Annotated in this window: 18 protein-coding genes; 10 read left to right on the top strand and 8 right to left on the bottom strand. The window is 64.5% G+C overall.

Annotated features, from left to right (window positions below):
* Positions 1 to 129: 129 nt before the first annotated feature.
* From HG800_RS08045 to HG800_RS08020, 6 genes are all read left to right on the top strand, one after another.
* The gene (locus HG800_RS08045) at positions 130 to 621 is read left to right on the top strand and encodes a hypothetical protein (RefSeq protein WP_169975617.1); all 492 of its coding nucleotides are present in this window, start codon (positions 130 to 132) and stop codon (positions 619 to 621) included.
* Between the two features lie 46 nt (positions 622 to 667).
* Entirely contained in the window at positions 668 to 1,168 is a 501-nt protein-coding gene (locus HG800_RS08040) for a DinB family protein (protein ID WP_315851993.1), read from the top strand.
* Positions 1,169 to 1,424: 256 nt separating this feature from the next.
* On the top strand, positions 1,425 to 1,784 hold the full coding sequence (locus tag HG800_RS08035) for a translation initiation factor (RefSeq protein ID WP_169975615.1): 360 nt from the start codon (positions 1,425 to 1,427) through the stop codon (positions 1,782 to 1,784).
* 9 nt (positions 1,785 to 1,793) lie between these two features.
* Complete coding sequence (locus HG800_RS08030) at positions 1,794 to 2,153, top strand: hypothetical protein (RefSeq protein ID WP_169975613.1); 360 nt, start codon at positions 1,794 to 1,796, stop codon at positions 2,151 to 2,153.
* A 164-nt stretch (positions 2,154 to 2,317) separates the two neighbouring features.
* Positions 2,318 to 3,232 carry a hypothetical protein gene (locus HG800_RS08025; RefSeq protein ID WP_169975611.1) on the top strand — a complete coding sequence of 305 codons (915 nt, stop codon included), beginning with the start codon at positions 2,318 to 2,320 and terminating at the stop codon, positions 3,230 to 3,232.
* Between the two features lie 281 nt (positions 3,233 to 3,513).
* Complete coding sequence (locus HG800_RS08020; RefSeq protein WP_169975609.1) at positions 3,514 to 4,476, top strand: hypothetical protein; 963 nt, start codon at positions 3,514 to 3,516, stop codon at positions 4,474 to 4,476.
* A gap of 20 nt (positions 4,477 to 4,496) precedes the next feature.
* Here HG800_RS08020 and HG800_RS08015 read toward each other — a convergent pair whose 3' ends face one another.
* The 8 genes from HG800_RS08015 to HG800_RS07980 form a co-directional block, all read right to left on the bottom strand.
* Entirely contained in the window at positions 4,497 to 5,585 is a 1,089-nt protein-coding gene (locus HG800_RS08015) for an alpha/beta hydrolase-fold protein (protein WP_169975607.1), read from the bottom strand.
* Positions 5,586 to 5,720: 135 nt separating this feature from the next.
* Positions 5,721 to 6,410, bottom strand: a complete 690-nt coding sequence (locus HG800_RS08010; protein WP_169975605.1) for a flavoprotein — start codon at positions 6,408 to 6,410, stop codon at positions 5,721 to 5,723.
* 82 nt (positions 6,411 to 6,492) lie between these two features.
* Positions 6,493 to 6,735, bottom strand: a complete 243-nt coding sequence (locus HG800_RS08005; RefSeq protein WP_169975603.1) for a hypothetical protein — start codon at positions 6,733 to 6,735, stop codon at positions 6,493 to 6,495.
* A gap of 431 nt (positions 6,736 to 7,166) precedes the next feature.
* Positions 7,167 to 8,012 carry a restriction endonuclease gene (locus HG800_RS08000; protein WP_169975601.1) on the bottom strand — a complete coding sequence of 282 codons (846 nt, stop codon included), beginning with the start codon at positions 8,010 to 8,012 and terminating at the stop codon, positions 7,167 to 7,169.
* 234 nt (positions 8,013 to 8,246) lie between these two features.
* Positions 8,247 to 10,541, bottom strand: a complete 2,295-nt coding sequence (locus tag HG800_RS07995) for a DUF4340 domain-containing protein (protein WP_169975599.1) — start codon at positions 10,539 to 10,541, stop codon at positions 8,247 to 8,249.
* A gap of 87 nt (positions 10,542 to 10,628) precedes the next feature.
* A complete protein-coding gene (locus tag HG800_RS07990) occupies positions 10,629 to 12,440 on the bottom strand; it encodes a GldG family protein (protein ID WP_169975596.1) in 1,812 nt (603 codons plus the stop codon).
* 21 nt (positions 12,441 to 12,461) lie between these two features.
* Positions 12,462 to 13,217: an ABC transporter permease gene (locus HG800_RS07985; protein WP_169975594.1), complete on the bottom strand. Its 756-nt coding sequence runs from the start codon at positions 13,215 to 13,217 to the stop codon at positions 12,462 to 12,464.
* A gap of 296 nt (positions 13,218 to 13,513) precedes the next feature.
* A complete protein-coding gene (locus HG800_RS07980) occupies positions 13,514 to 14,491 on the bottom strand; it encodes an ABC transporter ATP-binding protein (protein ID WP_169975592.1) in 978 nt (325 codons plus the stop codon).
* Positions 14,492 to 15,109: 618 nt separating this feature from the next.
* Between HG800_RS07980 and def the strand changes: the two genes are divergently transcribed.
* From def to HG800_RS07960, 4 genes are all read left to right on the top strand, one after another.
* Entirely contained in the window at positions 15,110 to 15,757 is a 648-nt protein-coding gene (gene def, locus HG800_RS27940) for a peptide deformylase (RefSeq protein ID WP_169975590.1), read from the top strand.
* Positions 15,758 to 15,825: 68 nt separating this feature from the next.
* The gene (fmt, locus tag HG800_RS07970; protein ID WP_169975588.1) at positions 15,826 to 16,842 is read left to right on the top strand and encodes a methionyl-tRNA formyltransferase; all 1,017 of its coding nucleotides are present in this window, start codon (positions 15,826 to 15,828) and stop codon (positions 16,840 to 16,842) included.
* A gap of 241 nt (positions 16,843 to 17,083) precedes the next feature.
* Positions 17,084 to 18,553 (top strand): tRNA (N6-isopentenyl adenosine(37)-C2)-methylthiotransferase MiaB, encoded by a 1,470-nt coding sequence (gene miaB, locus HG800_RS07965; RefSeq protein WP_169975586.1) that lies wholly within the window; start codon positions 17,084 to 17,086, stop codon positions 18,551 to 18,553.
* A complete protein-coding gene (locus HG800_RS07960; protein ID WP_169975584.1) occupies positions 18,550 to 19,305 on the top strand; it encodes an SMI1/KNR4 family protein in 756 nt (251 codons plus the stop codon). Before miaB ends, HG800_RS07960 begins: the two co-directional genes overlap by 4 nt.
* Positions 19,306 to 19,328 lie beyond the last annotated feature (23 nt).

The following is a 19,328-nucleotide window of genomic DNA, read 5'->3' as shown; positions in this document are numbered from 1 at the left end:
TTCGCGTCCCGATCCCGATCCGATCCCCTCGATTGCTGGGAACCTCGCGGCCCGGTCGGTACACTGGGCAGGAGATGATGGCGGCGGACCCTCCCCGGCCTCGGGGTCGATTCGGCAAAGGATGATACGATGGGAGCCTACCGGCTCGAAGGCCCCAAGCCTGCCCGGATGTACGAGGTGATCTTGCCGAAGAAACTCGGCTACTTCGGCAAGATCGAGGAAGTGCTCGAAGACCTCTTCAACGAAGACGCGATCCGGTCCGTCCCCTACGTCCGCAGCCTGATCGCCGAGGCCCGCCGGCGCGACCCCGACTTCGACGAGCACCAGTGGATCCGCACCCTCTGCCAGGCCTCTCGCGGCTATTCGATCTACGAGATGGACGGCCGCTTTCTCTCGGCCGACGGCCCGATTGACGAGCGTGTCCTCGTTTTCCGCTTCATCTTCCACAACCCGATCGACACCCTCGACCCCCGCACCGATTTCCTTGCCGCCTCGCTCGAGGTGGTCAACTACCTCGTCGCCCACCGCTTCGCCGAGGAGCTGGGCGTCGAGGAGGAGATCTGGTTCCTCGAATACAACGAGCCCCGCCTTGCCATCTGGCGCAAAGAGATCGCCCCCTAAACCTCGCCCCGTTGCCGACCTGATTTCCCTGGACGGAGCCCGCATCGTGACCCTCAGCAGCCTGATCGACCACTATGAGAAGGGTGGCCCCTTGCTCGCCTACGCCACCTCCAGCCTCGACCGCGAGCAGGAGACCGCCCGGCCCGGCCCCGGGGCCTGGAGCCTCGCCGAGCTGACGATTCACCTGCTCGACAGCGACCTCGTCTCCGCCGACCGCATCAAGCGCGTCATTGCCGAGGACTCGCCAACGCTTTTGGCCTACGACGAAAACGCCTGGTGCGCCCGGCTCGACTACCAGTCCCTCCCCGTCGAGGAAGCCGTCAGCATGTTCGTCGCCAACCGCCGCTGGATCGCCCACATCCTCCGATCGCTCCCCGAATCCGACTTCGCCCGCTCCGGCAACCACACCGAACGCGGCCGCATCACCCTCGCCGACCTCGTCCGCAGCGCCGTCGGCCACCTCGACCACCACCTCGCCTTCCTCTACGCCAAGCGAGGCAACCTCGGCATCTCCATCTACCCGCGCTATCGCATGGTTCCCGAGTGATCTCCACACACTCTCCCCCGTGGCGATCCAGCCCCAGATCTCCAGAGATCAAAGACGGAGAGCAGAAGAGAACCTTGAGCCACGGATGAAACACGGAAGAAACACGGATCAATTGAAGAAATCCATTCGTTCATCAAATTGGCTGACCCTCTCCGGCGCTCGCTGCTCTCTTCTCACTCGTGATCTGTCTTTCCATCCGTGTTTCATCCGTGGCTTATTTCTCCCCTCGTTCCCTCCTCCTCCGGGAGCCTCCCTCATGGGCCGCCTCTTCGCCGGAACGCAATGGGACCGTCCCCCGCGCTGCGACCGCTGCGGGGCTTTGGAATCGGAATGCACCTGCCCTCCCGCTGAGCCCCCCGCCCCGGATCGCATCGACCCGAGTCGCCAGACCGCCCGCATTCGGGTCGAGAAGCGACCGAAGGGGAAATCCGTCACCACCGTTCGCGGCCTTGATCCGCTTGGCAACGACCTGCCCGCCCTGGCCGCCCAGCTCAAGACCGCAATCGGCGGCGGCGGCACGGTCAAGGACGACGGCTCGATCGAGATCCAGGGGAGCCACCCCGACCGTGTCGAGTCCCTCCTCGCCTCGATCGGTTACAAGACCAAACGCGGCTGAATCCTCCCCATGCCCAAGCCCCTCACGCTCGCCCGACTCACCGCCGCCGTCCTTGCCCTCGTCGTCCTCGCCTGGCAGGCCGGCAACGCCGCGGCCGGCCGCTTCGTCCACCCGTTCCTGATCGCCGACCTGATCCTCTCCGCCTGGCTCCTGCTCGGCGCGTTCTGGCCAAACGATCGCCCCGCTTCCCTCGCGCTCCTTTCCGGCTTCGGCGCGATGCTCGGCGTCTTCCTCTCCGCCGTCACCGCCCGCATGCTCGCCGGCCACCTCGATCCCGGCACCATCGCCGCGGGCCTCGGCATCCTTCCCTGCCTGGCGGGCATCATCCTGACCGGCCGATCCCTCTCCACGACGACGCCGTCGCCTTGACACCTCATGGAATCCCGAGTGCTTGCACTTTCCATTCCTCACGTGCACAATCAATCGCTTGAGTTCCTCCTCTTGAGCCGACAGTCTGAATGGTGGCTCCGGCTCTGGAACACGTTCATTGTGTAGAGGTGTCAATGAGTCAGCGAATTCGAATACGACCCTTTGTGATCTCTCTAATCGTTGGCCTCTTCCTGGTATTCACCGTGAAGGTCGTGATCTATCCAGATCCATACCTCTCCTCGGCACGGGCCATCCTTTCCTCCTTCAACAGTCCAGCCCCCCCTACTGCGGTCCTTCTCTACACAGAAAAAAGTGATCCGTTCGAGGAATCTCCCCCCGACTGGGAATCGACCCAACGCAATTTCCAGAACACGGTCCAGCTCATCACCAGTGCACGAACGGTGTCACAAGTCCTTCTCTCTAGCGAAATCGTGTCCATCACACGCATCAGAAACGCCAAGAATCCCGAGCAGTTGCTCCGCAATCATATCGAAGTTCGCCGACCCAACGAGAATGCCTTGCTCATCGAAATTTCCGCCCCCGGATTCCCACGGGCCGAGAGCGTGGCCATCGTTAACAAACTCGCCGAGGCATTTATCGAGCTGCAGGATGAGCTTGCAAACGCCAGAACGACAAGCACGATCAACGAACTCGAAAGAAGCAATGCAAACCTGGAATCACAGCTTCAGGAACACCTCGAGCGTCTCGCCGAACTGGATCAGATCCCCCTCGAACCGGACGGCCCCACCTTGAGCAGGCCCGAGATTGAGGCGGAGTTCCGCACCTGTCTCGAACACTTGCGACGCGTCCAGCTCGATCGGGCCGCGCTCCCGCCCAATGCCGAGGAAGACGCCCTGGCACCGCTCGACCGTCAAATGGCCAAGCTCCTCGCCGAGCGTGACCGCCTGGCTGCCGCGATCGCCCGTGCCAAAGCCTCCGAACCCGAACGTCTGCTGCAACAACACTCCATCGACAACCTGCTCGAATTTCGAACTCAGATCCAGAAATCGTTGATGCGAGCAAATTTCCTTTCGAATTCATCCGGTTCTCGATGGATTGTCGTCTCGAAAGCTCAATAAGCCCAACTTGCCAAACACCGCCCCTTACTGCCCCGGAGCCAGCATCCAGGGGCCTGCGCACAATCAATGGGTTCGCCACCGTCGCTCTGACGCCACGCGGCCGACCGAGATGCTTGGATTTCCACCTCGCCATGATCACACTTGAACACCCGACTGTTCTCGTGTCGACGGTCCACGGAGGCTCACTCAGGTCTGATGAAGCCGCCCCCTCTCTCGGCTTCGTTGAGCGCAGAAAGATTGCTTTGTCTGTGCGTGTTGATGCTCGATAACGGAGGTGATTGATGAGGCCGAACGCTCAACTCTCGAAGTTCCTGGTGTCTCGAGCGTCGATAATTTCCTTGATGCTCGCTGCTGTGATGGTCCTGAACCTTGGGGCGGCGTTCGCCGCTCCGAACGGAGGTTCCGGGCAGGACGATCGGCCTACGGCTGCGATCCAGATGCCGAAACCCGGCCCGATTGTCATCAGAGACGGGGAAGATCGTAAGGCGACCGCCCAGTTGGAGCTGACCAACCTCGTAGCCCGATTGCAGGGTCGGGTAGCTCTCCTCGAGATCGCCAAGGACCCCGAGGTTACCATGCTCCCCTTCGTCGAGGAATCGGAGGACGTGGTCTCAACCCTGGCCGAAGACCTCAACTTTCAGATCGACCGGGATGCCTCGATCATCACGATTTCCTCACGCGGTCTCCCACCATCACAGGGTGCGATCGTCGTCAATACCGTGGTCCGTTACGCTTGCCAGACACTCCCTGAACAACAGCGCAAAGAACGAGAAAAGCGTCTCCAGTCACTCCAGCGCATCCTCGCCGAGTACAACACACGATTTGATAGGAAGAATCAATCGATCGCACAGCTGCCTCGCCTCGTCCTCGCACCCGGCGGGCACGAGGTCGACCGGCTCGTCCTCGAGGCGGAACTCCTCGACTGTCTCCGACGGCTTCGTCAGGTCCGACTTGACCGCATCGCCATCGAGACCCGCCTGGAGGATGCGGAACAGTCAGACCCGGCACGCTCCAGCCTGGAAACCGAGGCGAAGCTCCACGATCGCCAGGAGGCCATGCTTGCTTTGGAGCGGGATCACCTGGTCGACCAACTCACCAAGTCCAAAACCGCCGAAGCACTCGAAGGCGAGCGTCAGAAGATAATGGAAGCCAGGGATAAGGTCGGTACCGAAATCGAAAGTCTTCGGATCGAACAGTCGGCGAGAGGTCCCGTCCCTACTGTGATCTACACAGCCCAACCCTAAACTCGCCCGTCAACCACCCCTCACGGCCCCGGAGCCAGCATCCAGGGGCCGGTGGGAGGTAAGAGATACTGGCCGAGGAATCGGTAGGCGTCTTCCTGGTTCTCGCGAAAGTATTGAATGTTGTGCGCCGCCAGGGGGTCGGTCACCAGCTCGACATGCACGCCTTGCGAGGCCGCCAGCCAGGCGAACGACATGGCGTGAGCGTCGAAGTTCCAGTTGTCCCGGCCGCCGAAGTGGCAGAAGATCGCCAACTTGCCCGGCTGAAGGCCGCTCGTGAACAGGAGATCAGCCGGATTCAACGCGCGGAGGTAATCATTCACCTCCGGGCCGTCGCCGAACAGCGGCCCGATATACTTCGACGCTCGCGTGCGCCGCAACCCGAACGAGAAGACGCCGTAGACCTCATCCGGGTCGTAAGATTCCTTCCAGCGGTACGTCTCGGGGTTGAAGTTCGAGCGCGGTCCGCTTGGCCGGATGTCGTCGTACCGCACATTGATCGGCGAGGCCAGCGTGGCCACCGCGCCGAACAGGTCGCGGCGTCGAATCGCAATGCTCATCCCGCCGAACCCACCGCCTGAGAGGCCAAGAATCCCGTGCGCTTCCCGTTCCGGTCGGATCGAATAGTGCGCCATCACAAACGGGAGGACCTCGTGGACCAGGTGGTCCTCGAAGCGTCCCACGCGGCTGTTCACGAACAATGAGTGAACCGCCGTGGTCCGGTTCTCACCGTCGGCCGTGGCGTCGGGGGCGGCAATCACCACCGGCGGCATCTCCCCGCGCTGAATCATCCGGTCAAGCCGCCGCAGGGCCGGGGTGCCGACGAACACGTGTTCATCCACATACCCCATGTGCAGCCAGAGGATCACCGGATACTGCCGCCTCGGGTCGTAACCAGGAGGCGTGTAGACGTACAGGTCGCGCGACCGGCCGAGAATCGGAGAAAAAATGCGCCGGTCTTCGCCGTGGTTCTGGGTGTAATCGTCGACGTGGCCGGCAAGCCGGTGGTTGAGCCACTTGAGGTTCGTGAGGTTGAAATACTGTCCCTCAGCCGGTGCCGAGCCCATCAGCAACAGCAGGAGTGCCGCAATCGGGCCTCGCCAGCCTCGCATGGTGAACCTCGCCCTTCCCTTCAAGGAGCCGTCCGTGCTCGCCGTTCGATGGGGTTCGATCCGATCCTCGAATCTCCCGGCCCATCGCACCCCCGACAGAGGGGCTTGATCGACGAATCGGCGGGCAGCCTTCACTCAATCGGGCAAAGGCACCCCAGGATCGGCAGCACGTTCGTTACGAACCAGCGCCATCCGAACCGCGGCGACGACCTCAGACACCTCGGCCATGCCGCCGCGTCCCTGGTCGCCACAGGCCAGGCGTTTGACGATCGGCCCGACGAGCCGGAGCCCCGGCGCGTGCTCCTCGAAAATCGCCTGAGCCTCGTCGAGCGTCCAGGCCCGATCGGGGCCGCCGTCCCCCCAGTCTTCCAGCAAGAGCCGCAGATGACGGCGGGTGACGGGGCTTTCCCACATCAAGGTATTCATCGCTGGGGCGAGCACCACCGGGCGGGCAAAATCCCAGGCCCGGAACAGGCAACTCAGGCACGAATCGCTCAATCCCAGAGCAAACTTGCCCAGCGTATTGGCATCCAGCGGCGCCACCACCAGCAATTCGGCCCAGCGCCGCAACTCGATGTGCAGCACCGGATCGTCTCGCCTCCAGCGATCGAAGGCCCACTCATCCGCATCGCGATAGAGCGGGCCGCCCATCCTCAAGGCGTCATCCGGGTCGGGTGGACCCAGCTCGGCCGGGTCGAAAAACTTCAAGGCCGGTTCCGTGGCAACCACCCGGACCGCATGACCCTCGGCCCTCAGGGCGGCCCGGAGCATCGGCGATCGAATCGCCGCGACCGAGCCGGTCACGCCAAGGATGATCCGCGCCATTGGGGTTTACCCTCCCTGTCCGAACACCCCAAAGCCACCCATTCGGCGCGATCATCCTGATCCGCACTGACGACCCAGGTGCTCAGCGGCACTCGGCGGTCAGCGGGGCCATCGTCTCGTTGACAGCTTCGGAGAGGCGGCTGAGCAGTTCGCGGTGCAGGTCGCGATACTCGCGGCGGGTCAGCAAGAGACGCTCGTGGGCGCGTCGGGTGAGCATGGTGGCGACCGCCTTGAGATCGGCCTCGATCAGGCCGCTCAGGTCCTCGAACTCCGCAGGCAGGTTCAACTCGGTCGCAGGGGCGGACGTTTGGCTCGGGCAGGACATCAAAAACCCTCCTTGGCTGGGACCTTCGCGGTGGCACAGACTCCCTGTGCCCAGACGTTTCCTCTGACACGAATAGCCGCGAGGCAGTCACCAGTCAAGACTCTTGAGAACCGTTCGATTCGGTCGTGTGCGAGATGCCGAACGGTGCAATGCATGTGCCGACCGTCAATGCGACCGGCAAAATAAACTCAGATGAACATCCAACGCTTCAGGCCGTCACAGTTCTGTTCGCGATCGATCGGGCCATTGCTTGGGTTTCGGTTCGACCCGGTCGTGCCTGCGGCGGGTGCCTCAAGGCGGCCGACCAGGGGGGAGAACACGAACTCGGCTCGCGAGTCCGTACAGGCGACATTGTATGCTACGTCGTCAAGACCGCCACGGGACACTCAACCAGAAAATTTTTCGAGACCCTCCCGATCGACGATCGTGCCTCAGAACCAGACCGGCTCGGGCTCCTTGACGGCTCCCGGACCCATCGCCTCGCGCACCAGCTCAACGAGCCTCGGCCCGTCCACCAGTTCAATCGGATGGTCGCCGGCAAACCGTTCCGCGGCGAGCGAGAACGTCCTCGTGGTCACGAAAAACCCTTTATGACTGGACGTGTGGTGGATCGTCCCCAGAAACTTCTGAAGCTCAGGAGAGCCGACCACACCTTTTTTATGATATTTGCACTGTACGACACCACGAAGCCCTTTGCGCTCGACTCGCAAATCGACCCCTTCGTCTCCCGTGCCTCCCACGCGATCGACCGTGTAGCCGATCGCCTCGAACAGCTCGGCCACGAACTCCTCGAACCCTTCGGGCGAAAGATTCGCCAGTTGAGCCAGCTTCAGGTCGGCCCGACGCGCCTGCAACCGCAACCGCTCGGCCTTCTCCCGAGCCTCGACCACCATCTCCTCGATCACCCGGCGGCGACGCTCCACCACCGAGCCCACCTCGCCCGACAGTCGAGCCGCATACCGCTCAATCTTGAACAGGACATTGCGGATCGTGTTGTCCAGCCGTGCTCGTTCGGCCCGCGTCAGTTGATTCTCGAAGCGGCGGAAGACGGCGTACTCCAGGTGCTCGAACGCCCCTTCCAGCTCCGCCTCCGAGCGGATCGCAGGCGCGTCGTCATCGTACGGCAAACTCGACCACAGCACGCCTTGCACCGGCTTCGACGCACCTCCGGCCGACGCATTCTCCGACGACGAACCGCCTTCCTCCGACGTCGCTTCGGCTCGTGCGCGGAGCCACTCCAGTAACATGCTTGCGCACTGTGGTCCCAGACACTCCATCGATCGATCCGACTCCTCGTGCCCGCACGGTTCCGGTCGACGCTCGAAGGAAACGTCTCCCACGCCTCGCCGGAGCCCACTCCCTCAGCCCCGGTCGAGCCCCATCATAATCGAACCCAATGCCCGGTCCACTGCCTACCGCTCGATTCCTGAAAACACTTCCACCAAGCACCTCGCGCACTCGCGTAACGATTTCAGCAATTGCATTGCGTCATCATCGAAACAACCCCGTGCTCACGGCTGCTCGTCCGTCCGATCCCCCGATCGAGGCACCGGCAGATCGAACGGCTCGGCCTTGATCAGGAACACCGCGCCGGGGCCTTCAGCCTTCATCGCCGCGAATCGGAGCCCGTTGACCACCGATCCGAGCCGAACCGTGGCCACCCCTTCCGGCTCCTTCAGCCGCACCTCGATCATCAACTCTGGATCGGTCAGGCCGCGCCCTTCGGGCATCGACCCGTCATCCTGCACGATCTGATCGGCCGTCAGCTCCGCCAGGCTCGCGGCAAGAGCCGCCACGCGATCGGCGTCGTATCCCTCCGGCCAGGCGTCCGCTCCCGCCTCAGGTTCCCATGTCCCCGAGTTTCCCCGGACGAAGACCACCTCCGCGTCCGAGCCCTGCACCGCAATTCGAATCGCCTGCTCAACCGGAAACGCCAGTAAGCGCCGATCGCGGAATTCAGCCGTCAAGACCGCCAGCAGTTTCGGGCCGATTGTGAAGACACCCGACTCGCGGTCGAGCCTCGCGAAGGCTTCCTCGGGGCGATCCGGCACCACGGCCCCCACCTCCAGGGTCCGTGTCATCGGCTCGCCCGACTCCCCTTCCCACGTGACCCGAAGGTTTGGTTCCTCAAGCCCGAAGCTCGCCAACGGCTCGTCCGAATCCTCAACCCACCGTTCGGCCCGAAGCCGCGAAAGCCCCTCGATCAGCATCATCGTCGCCAGGCGATCCGCCGGCGCGAGCGTCGGCTCAATCACCTCCCAGGTCCCCTGCGCCCCTCCGACGCCGGAGCTTGCCGACCGCTCCAGGGTCAGCGACCGCTCCCCTCGGGTCAGCTCGATCCGCCGGACCGTCCTCGGGTCCTGTCGCACCAGGGTTCGATCGCGTAACGCGAGCCGACCATCGGGAACAATCGTAAGCACCGTTCCCGGCAGGGCGAGCACGGTCTCCTCATCCCGTTCCAACTGCCCGTACACCAGCTTGCGACCAGCGTCGAATCGACCGATTTTCAACGACGCATTGGCCGATCGCTCGAACAGCGGGCCGTCGTCGTCTCCCGGCTCAGGCCGATCGAGCCAGACCGACACCGTCGCCGCCGGCGCATCTAGTCCTGACCGCTCGGCCCCCACCTCGTCCGCTCGGAAGAACTCAGCCGATTCCAAAGCGACGAGCGTTTCCAGCAAGGTCGCCACATCGAGCGCATCGGCCAACCCTTCGCTCGGCGATTGCACTCGCCAGCCGTCCGACCCCTTGGCAAGTTGATAGGTCTGGCCTCTGGCTTCAATCTGAATGCCCTGCACCTCGCTCGGTCGGAAATCGACGACCTTCCGGCTTCGCACCGCTTGCGGGTCCAGGCCGAGTTCGGCCACCTTGCGAGGCCGGACCACCAGCACATCATCCTGCCCCGCTCGCCTGGCAAAGCGCAGGTCGTCCTGGCCTTCCGGGGCGCTTCCCAGGTACGCCATCTGCGGCTCGGGGGAGCCGGTCAGCCCCGCCGGCAGAAGGGTGATGATGGTGGCGTTCTCCGGGTCGAGGCCAAAGGGGGCCAGATCCTCCACATCCTCGGCCGCGAACCCCTCAGCCCCGGCAATCGCCTCCAGTTCAGCCAGATCGGCGAGCAACCCGTTGATCGCTTCCGCATTGGCCGGCGCTCGGAACGGATGGACAATCCGCCACCGACCCCCATCGAAGACTACGTTGAGCCGCCTTCCGGGGCCAACCACGTTGATCGCCTTCACATCATACGTGTAAATCTCGAACAGCCCCCGCTCGCGCCAGCTCTGGGGGTCCACCGCGTTCGGCTCGACCCGAAGGGAATCGGTCAGGGTGATCGGCCCCCCCTCGGCCCTCACGTAGCGCAGGCGTTCCAGCTCGTCTCCCAGGGCGAGCGTGGCGATCGGTTCTTGATCCCCCGATCGAAACACCCGAATCACCCGATCCGCCGGCTCCAGCCCGAACCGCGCCGGGTCGCCTGCCAGGGTGCCCGCCTCAGGAGACGCCTGAAGCGACTTCAGGTTGTTCAGCAACCCCTCTGCCTGTCGGCGATCGGCGAGGGCGTTGATCGGCGAAACGATCTGCCAGGCATCGTCCCGTCGTTCCAGGGCGATCTGATCGCCCGTGCTCGGATCGTCAATTTCGATCCGGGTAATCTGCTCCGTCTCCACCTTGAGCAACTGCGGCAGGACCCGGCCTTGCATCGCCCTGCGTTCGTCGGCCGTCGGCACGCCTGCCGTCCTCGCCCACCAGAGCGCACCCAGGCCTCCGAAAAAAAGGACGAGGAGAACCACCGTTGCTCGCTTGCCCATCATCCCGCCACCTCGGCACCTGACGATTTTCGCCGGCAGTTTCCCATCCGACGCGGATTGGCCCGCCTCCCGATCAATCCGATCCGATCCTCACTCCCTTCGTGCCAGGTACGTGGCCATCCCCAGGCCCACCAGTACCGAAACGGCCAGCAAGGTCGGCAGCAAGACCAGCTTCGCCCTCAGGTTCGGCCCGGCCTTCAACACGCGGGCCACGTAGGTTCGAGGCGCGAGCCCGACCAGATCGGGTCGATCTTGCAACCCGCTGATCGCGTTGACGATCAGATCAAGATTCGCCACACCCACGGCCGCGACCGTCTGGTTGTCGGCTGCCGTTGGGCTGGAGATCAAGACAAGCCTCAACGTCAGTTCCGGCGAGCGCTCGGTCGGGCTCGGCCGATCAGTCACGGACGCCGCCACCACCACCGGCCCCGGTCGGTCCTCGTCCGCATCGCGCTGCGGGGGACCGGCCTCAGGCGTTGATTCGACGAACGACGTCCGCCCCGTCCGCAAGAGCGGCGTCACCAGAAACGCGGACACCGCGTCGGCTCCGGCCTTCACCTCGATCGGCGCCGCCTGAGGCATCAGAATCATCCGCCCCTCAATCGGCGCGACGATCGGCGGATTCTGCGCTCCCGGCTCGATCGGCACCAGGGGTAAATCCGCCCGCCCTCGGAAGGCCAAACCCGGATCAACCACCCGTCCCGGCCCGATCCCAACCCCCCACTCGTCCAGCCACGGTTCCAGACCACTGGGCGTCGCGTTGCCGACCATCACCAGAACGCGCCCGCCGGTGTCGGCAAATCCCCTCAACCGGGCGACCACGTCCGGCCCGATCGTCTCCTCGGGAGCGGCCACGACCACCACCGTCGCCCCTTCCGGCACCTGTCCGGCCGGGTTGAACGACACCGCCTTCATGCCGATGGATTCGAGCCTTGCCCGCAACTGCCCCAGCCCCGGGCGCCTCGGGTCCATCGCGTCGATCGACGGCTCACCGTGGCCGGTCGTGAAGGCAACGATCGGCTGTTCCCCCTGTTTCAAGCGGATCAGGGCCGTCGTCAGGGCCGCCTCTCCCAGAAACGAGGTCTCGGCCACGACGCTCGACCCCGGATCGTTCGGCACCTCGGCCGCGAACATGTCCGAATTGCGAACGATGATCCGTCTCGCCTCGTCCCCTTCGCCGTAGGTGACGAGCACGCCGCCCCCTTCGGTCAGGGCCAGGCCCGGGACCTGCTCGGCCAGCTCTCGGGCTCGCTCGGGGTCATCAAACGGGTTGAGCGTGTCGACCGTGATGCGGTCGGGCGCCTCGTTCTGATAAAGCCGCAAGAGCTGCCGGATGCGATCCACCTGCCCGAACACCCGCTCGCCCGACCCGAAAAAGAGGGTGAACGTCACCGGCTCGTCCAGGTCCTGGAGCTGGTTGATCGTCAACGATTCGAGCGAGTACGACCGATCAAGCGACAGGTCGATCGGCCTGCCGCCGTACGTGAACGCCAGCACGTTGCCCACGATCAGCACCCCGGCCAGCAACGCCCCGGTCATGCTCGCGTCGGTCACGCGGGCCATCCGCCGCAGGCTCGGGCTGGCGTGCCGATACTTCCGGTTCGACCACAAGGTCAGGAGCAACACGCCGAAGGCCATCGCAAACACCGCGATCGACTGCGGCACGCCGAAGCGCACCGCCACATACGCCCCCAGCAGAATCCCGAGCAGGCCGAACGTCGTGGCCGCGGCGATCAGGTCCCTGTAACGCGGCGGCGGCGCCTCGCCGGCACGTTCCGCCTCGGCCGCCTGGCCCAGCGGGGCCCCTCGCAGGAACCAGTAAAGCGCCATCGCCCCGACGACCACCAGGGCCACCACCACCGCCACTTCCCGCCCGAGCAGGTCGAAAACCCGATCACCCATGCCCATGTTCATCGCCTTCTGTTAGCTCTCCCTGCGGGCTTCAAGCACCTTCACCGCCAGGAACAACGCGAAGACGGTCACCGACAGGTGCAGCGCCACCACGCGCAGGTCGAGCCGCCCTGCGGCGAACTCCGAGAGCTGCACGTACACCGACAGGAACGACACCGCCTCGGCCCACTCCGGGACCACCTGATTGAGCACCGTGATCAACAGCATCGCCAGGAGGACCACGAACGTCCCAACCGCCGCTTCCACCTGGTTCCGCGTCGCGGCGCTGAAGGCCACGCCAATGCTCATGAACATCATCCCCATCGTCGTCAGTCCGACCGCCAGCGAGATCAACGGCTCCGGGTCCAGCTCATAGCCGCCCACTTGCTTGAGAAAGGGCAGGTAAATCGCAAACGGCACGAGCAAGGCCAGGTACATCACCACCCCGGCGATCCACTTGCCCAGCACCACCTCGGTTTCCGTCACCGGCACGGTCATCAGGCCCTCGATCGTGCCCGTCCGGCGTTCCTCGGCGATCAATCGCATCGTCAGGGCCGGCACCGCGATCAGGAGCGCCACCCAGAACATCCACGACCCCGCCACATAATAATTCATCGGGTTCAACTGCCCCGAGAACGACAGCACCGCCCTTGGCTCGCTCAAGAGCTCGACGAGCTGGAAGTAATCCAGCATCGCGATCACCTGAAACCCAAGTAACACAAAGTACGCCATCGGCCTCAGGAAATAGCTCGACAGCTCGCGTTTCACCAGTGCCGGGACGTGTCGCATAAGCCTTTTCAGCCGCCTTCAGGTTCGTTCGATCGTTCTGCGTTCTGGTGCTCGATTGGTCATCGAGCTCGCAACCAGGAGCTGGTTCCGTTGCGTTGCCTCCCTCTCCCCACGGGTGGGGAGAGGGCCGGGGTGAGGGGTCTTTGCCTCGCAGTCCGGGCTTCTCGATCCGACCGCAGCCCCTTACGCGGCCTGCGGCCACCCGCTCCCCCGCGAGCGGGGGCGAGGGTTGACGTCTACCCCCCGCTCCCCGCGTGCGGGGAGCGGGGTCCGTGTCCAGAACGCTGCCCGATCGCTCACGCCGCCTCCCCCTCATGATCGACGACCACCGCATCCCGGACCGCCCTCACGAACCGTTCTTCGAGCGTCGACCGCGACAGGTCCAACCGCCGCACCGCCCAACCGTTTTGGACGATCCGCCGGGCGATCAGTTCCCGGAGTTCCTCGATCCCCCCGTCATGCTTCGGCCGGATCTCAAAGGCACAAACCCCCGCATCCCCCTTGACCGCCTCCTCGACCGCGATCGGCCTCACCCCGGCAGCGCCCGGAGCCGTTTCCAATGCCCCTCGCACCGAATCCTTCGGCCCCCGCACTTCCACCTCGACCGACCGGCCCGACCGCAACCGCTCCAGCGGCTCATCCAGCGCAATCCGGCCCGAGGCAATAATAATGACCCGCCCGCAGACCATCTCCACCTCAGGCAAGATGTGCGTGCTCAACAAGATCGTGTGCCGTTTGCCCAGCTCCCGGATCAAGTCCCGAACTTCGCCAATCTGGATCGGGTCAAGCCCCGCTGTCGGCTCGTCGAGGATCAGGATGTCCGGGTCGCTCAGCAGGGCATCGGCCAATCCCACCCGCTGGCGATACCCCTTCGACAGGTTCCCGACCACCCGATGCGACACCGTACTCAGGCCGGTCATCTCAATCGCGTCGTCGATCGCCCCTCGACGCTTCGACCGCGGCACATCTTTGATTGAAGCCCGAAATCGGAGGAACTCCCGGACCCTCATCTCCGGGTACAACGGGACACTCTCCGGCAAGTACCCGATCTTCCGACGCACCTGAAGCGGCTCATCGAGCACGTCGTGACCGGCCAGCCGCGCCCGGCCGCTCGTGGGCATCAAGAACGTCGTCAACATCCTCATCGTTGTCGACTTCCCCGCCCCGTTCGGGCCAAGTAAGCCGACAATCTCCCCCCGGCCGATCGAGAAGCTCAGACCCTCGACCGCCCGCACCGAGCCGTACCGCTTCGACAGTTGCTCGACTTCGATCATGCGCCCGTTCGACTTCCGTCGCTCCCATCCCTGCCGCGCTTGCCGCTGATCCCCATTATTCCCCCTCCCTCGGCCCCCCTCAAGCACCCTCGCCCCGCGTTCCCGCTCAATCGCACTCACACCTTGCCAAACCTTTCTCGATCCCAAGTGACTACAACTGCCAATTTTCCCGATCATATCGTCGTCTGATCGTCACGCATTCCCATCCTCTTTCCCGCAAAGACAACCACCCATACAGTCAAGCTCCTGCCCGAGTCTCACCCTCCCGATTCCCCGCTCATGTGCCAAACGAACCCAAATTCTCGGCACCAATACACACCCAATACCTCGAACCCAACACCACCCATCGCTCGTACGAAACAAAGCCAAATTCCCCGCGCCAAACCAACCCAATCGGCTGCTTCGAAAAACGGAGCGAACCCATTTCTTGACGCAACCCCTTTACTCCCAACACCATCAAGAACTGGCAATCAGCGCACCGATCCCGAATTCAGGCCGAACCTCCCCTCGTTGAGACGCCGTGGCCACCGTACCGGTCTGGTGCGTATAATCGATCGATTCCTCCAGCCGTGCTCTGACCGCTGCCCACCTCGCCACGCCAAGCTCGGGAGTCCCGTCGTGCTTCGGATCGTGACCTTCCCCCATCCGGCCCTCCGCTACAAGAGTCAGCCGCTGCGCCGGATCGACGATGAATTCCGGGCCACCGTGCGCCGCATGTTCGACTTGATGTACGAGGCCAAGGGGATCGGACTGGCCGCCAATCAGGTCGCCTTGCCCCTGCGGTTCTTCATCCTCAACCTGACCGCCGACCCCGAGCAACCCGAGCAGGAACAGGTCTTCATCAACCCCGAGATCCTCAAGCGCGAGTCGGTTGTTGAGGAAGAAGAAGGCTGCCTCAGCCTCCCCACCCTTTACGGTAAGGTCCGTCGCTCAAAGAAGATCCGCGTTCGGGCCTTCGATCTGCACGGCCGTCAGATCGAGGCCGATGTCGACGGCTTGCTCTCTCGGGCCATCCAGCACGAGAACGACCACCTCGACGGCACCCTCATCACCGACCGCTTCGATGCCCCCGTCCGCGCTGCCACCGCAGCCAAACTCCGCGAGATCGAGGTCGCGTTCCGCAAGTCCCAGACGGACGGGGTCTTTGACGACGACACGGCGATCCAGGGCCGCCTCGCCGCGCTCGCCCAGCACGGCGGCATCCTGCCCGATGTCCTCTCCGACGCCGATCGCCAGCCCACCACCCCGACCCCCCAGAACGCCTGATCCATACCAAAGTCAAGTGACGTAACTTCTTCCTCAAAAGCGTGTTGCACCCTATTGGATTGCCCCTCATGCCCGCCCCCGCTGTCCGGATCGTGATGCTCGGCACGAAGGATTTCGCCCTGCCGACCTTTCAGGCCCTGCTCAAGACCGGGCACGAGGTCGTCGCCCTCATCACGCAGCCCGACCGCCCCCAGGGTCGCAAGCAGGAGTTGATCCCAAGCCGGATCAAGGAGGAGGCGATCCGCCAGGGCATCCGGGTCGAACAGCCGGAAGACGTCAACGCCGCCGAAGGGGTCGAGCTGGTCCGGTCGATGCGGCCCGACCTGCTCGTCACGGCCGCTTACGGGCAGATCCTCTCAGCCGAACTGCTCGGCGTGCCGCCGATGGGAGGGATCAACCTCCACGGCTCAATCCTCCCGAAGTACCGCGGCGCCGCCCCCGTCGCCCGAGCCATCCAGCACGGCGAAACGGAAACCGGCGTGACCGTCATCCGAATGTCTCCCCGCGTCGACGCCGGCGGCATGATCGCCGTCGCCCGCACCCCGATCGCCCGCGACGAAACCGCCGGAGAGCTGGAGGATCGACTCGCCCGCCTCGGCGCTCCCTTGATCGTCGAGGCAATCGACGCCCTCGCCGCCGGCACTGCCAAGGTCATTCCCCAGGAGAACACCCAGGCCACGAAGGCCCCGAAGCTGCGCAAGGAGGACGGGATCATCGACTGGTCCCGCCCCGCGCAGGAGATCCACAACCTCGTCCGGGCCATGCAACCCTGGCCGACCGCCTCGACCTTCTGGCACCCGTCCGATCCCGACAAGACGCCCGTCCGCCTGATCGTCCACCGCTCCAGCGTCGTCGAAGGGCTGGGGGAGCCCGGCCGGGCGATCGCGGCCGACGCCTCGGCATCGGGTCCGGGATTGGTGGTCGCCGCCGGCGAGGGGGCCGTCCGGCTCTGGTTCGTCCAGGTCCCGGGGAAGAAGCCCATGCCGGTCGATGCGTTTCTCCGAGGCCACTCGGTCCGCCCCGGCGACCACTTCGGACCGGAATCCTCGGAAGAACCGGTTGTCAGGAATCCAGGCATCTCGTAAAGTAATCTACCTACCTGTAAGGCCGATGAATGGCCTCACCCTTCAGGATGATCCCGCCTCAAGACGCGTTTCCCGCCCCTTTATTCCGGCCCGGACGGCTTCGAGGACCGCGGACCCACGTTTTCAAACCTCGTCACTCTTCGTTAGAATGGGAAAACTGCCGACGTTGATGACGATCGGTAGCCCTTTGGCCCTTCGCAACGCCGCCGGGTGGTCGTGCCCGTCGGACCGGAGCCTGACAATGTCGGACCCGGCGACTCCTCGGAAATCGCTCTATATCGAGACCGTTGGCTGCCAGATGAATGTGCTGGACAGCGAACTGATCGTTGCCCAGCTCCGCCGCGACGGCTACGAGCTGACCGACGACCTGCGCCAGGCCGATACGATCCTCTACAACACCTGCTCCGTCCGCCAGCACGCCGAGGACAAGGTCTATAGCGCCCTGGGCCGGATCAAGCACCTCAAGAACGCTCGGCCCGACCTCCAGATCGGCGTCATCGGCTGCATGGCCCAGAAGGACCAGAAGCAGATCCTCCAGCGCGCCCCTCACGTCGACCTTGTTGTCGGCCCCGGTCAGATCGGCCGCGTCTCCGAGTTGCTCCAGACGGCCCAGAACGAGCAGAAACCCCAGATGGCCATCAGCCTGGCCCGCAACGCCGGCAAGACGCTCGAAGTCCTCGACACCTTCCCCACCTACGACCCCGACCGCGCTCCCGAACCCACCCCCCAGGGAGCCACCCCGCATCAGGCCTTTGTCCGCATCCAGATGGGGTGCGACAAGTTCTGCACCTACTGCATCGTTCCCTCCGTCCGAGGCCCCGAACAGGGCCGACCGCCCGAGTTGATCGTCGAGGAAGCCCGACGCCTCGTCGATCAGGGGGTCAAGGAGATCACCCTGCTCGGCCAAACGGTCAACAGCTATAAATTCCGCCACGGCGACGGCCGGACCACCCGCCTGTCCGACCTGCTCGTCGCCCTCCACGACCTCGACGGCCTGCTCCGCCTGAAGTTCGTCACCAACTTCCCGCTCGACATGACCGACGACCTGCTTCAGGCGGTCCGGGATTTGCCGAGAGCCAGCCGCTACCTTCACGTCCCGGCTCAGAGTGGTTGCGACGAGGTCCTCAAGCGCATGAAGCGGCTTTACACCGTGGCCCAGTATGACGAGATGATGGCCCGTATCCGGGAAACGATCCCCGATTGCGCCGTCTCCAGCGACTTCATCGTCGGCTTCTGCGGCGAGACCGAGGAAAGTTTCCAGAAGACCGTCGCGCTGGTCGAACGCTCCCGGTTCAAGAACAGCTTCATCTTCAAGTACAGCCCTCGGGCCGGTACCAAGGCCGACGATCGCTTTGCCGACGACGTGCCCGAAGCGATCAAGAAGCGCCGGAACAACGAACTGCTCGCCATTCAGAACGCCATCAGTCTGGAAGACAATCGCCCCCTGATCGGCCAGACCGTCGAGGTCCTGGTCGAAGGCCCCAGCAGGGCCGCGAGCAAGCAGGGTGAACGTGATTCCAACAGCAGCGGCGTCACCCAGATGACCGGTCGGACCTCCTGCGACCGCATCGTCGTCTTCACCGGCAATCGTCGGCAGGCAGGTCATCTGCTGCCGGTGGTGGTCGAGAACGTCAGTGCGGTCACGCTCCTGGGTCGGGTCGTTACTTCGGAACGGCAATCGGTTCCGGTCACGGAGGCCGCCCTGTCATGAGCCCCATCACGGCAACACAAGACCGGTTGGAGGAGGCGGTCGGCACCTGGGCCCAGGCCTCGGGAGTGCCGTCCTCCTGGCTGCCGACTTCAAAAGCCCTGGCCGCGATCGGCGGCGGAGCCTCCGCCCTGCGTCCCCCCGTGCCCGAGGCCACGCTCAACGACTGGGAATACCGCCACGGCTTCGCCTTGCCTCGGGCGCTGCGTGCCTGGCTGCGGCTCTCCGACGGCTTCTATCCCGAGTCCGGTCCGGCGATTCACCCCATCGCCGCCATCGGCCCGATGGTCCCGTTCGCCCGAGTGCCTGGCCTGATCGTCCAGCCCGAGAGCTGGTTCGAACTGGGCAACCCGAACGAGGCCGAAACCATTTGCATGGACCTGGCCTATCGCTGGCTCCCCTGCGGCGATGCCCCCATCTTCGCCTCCGGAGACGACCTGACCGGCCTCCCACCCCGGATCATCGCCCCGAGCTTCGAGGCCTGGTTCGCCCGATTGCTCCGCGAAGGGGGCCGCGCGTACTGGCTCGACCCGGGCTTCGTCGGCCTCGGCGACCCCTGGGCCGAGCATCGCCGCCGCTCCCCCGCGCCTCCGCTGCCCGATCGGCTCCGTCGCCTCTTGCCCCGCGTGAACCTGCCCGTCGATTCCGGACTCGACGACTTCGCCCTCGCCAACACCCTCGGCATCTCCCGCTTCGACGCCGAAGCGTTGCTGCGCCACCTTCAGCACGATCTACTGGACGACCCCTCACACTGAGCAAACCATCGGCCGGTTCGCTA

Source organism: Tautonia rosea (assembly GCF_012958305.1).
Taxonomy (GTDB): Bacteria; Planctomycetota; Planctomycetia; order Isosphaerales; family Isosphaeraceae; genus Tautonia; species Tautonia rosea.
The sequence above is the reverse complement of the archived record's forward strand: the minus strand, read 5'-3'. Positions and strand labels throughout refer to the sequence as shown.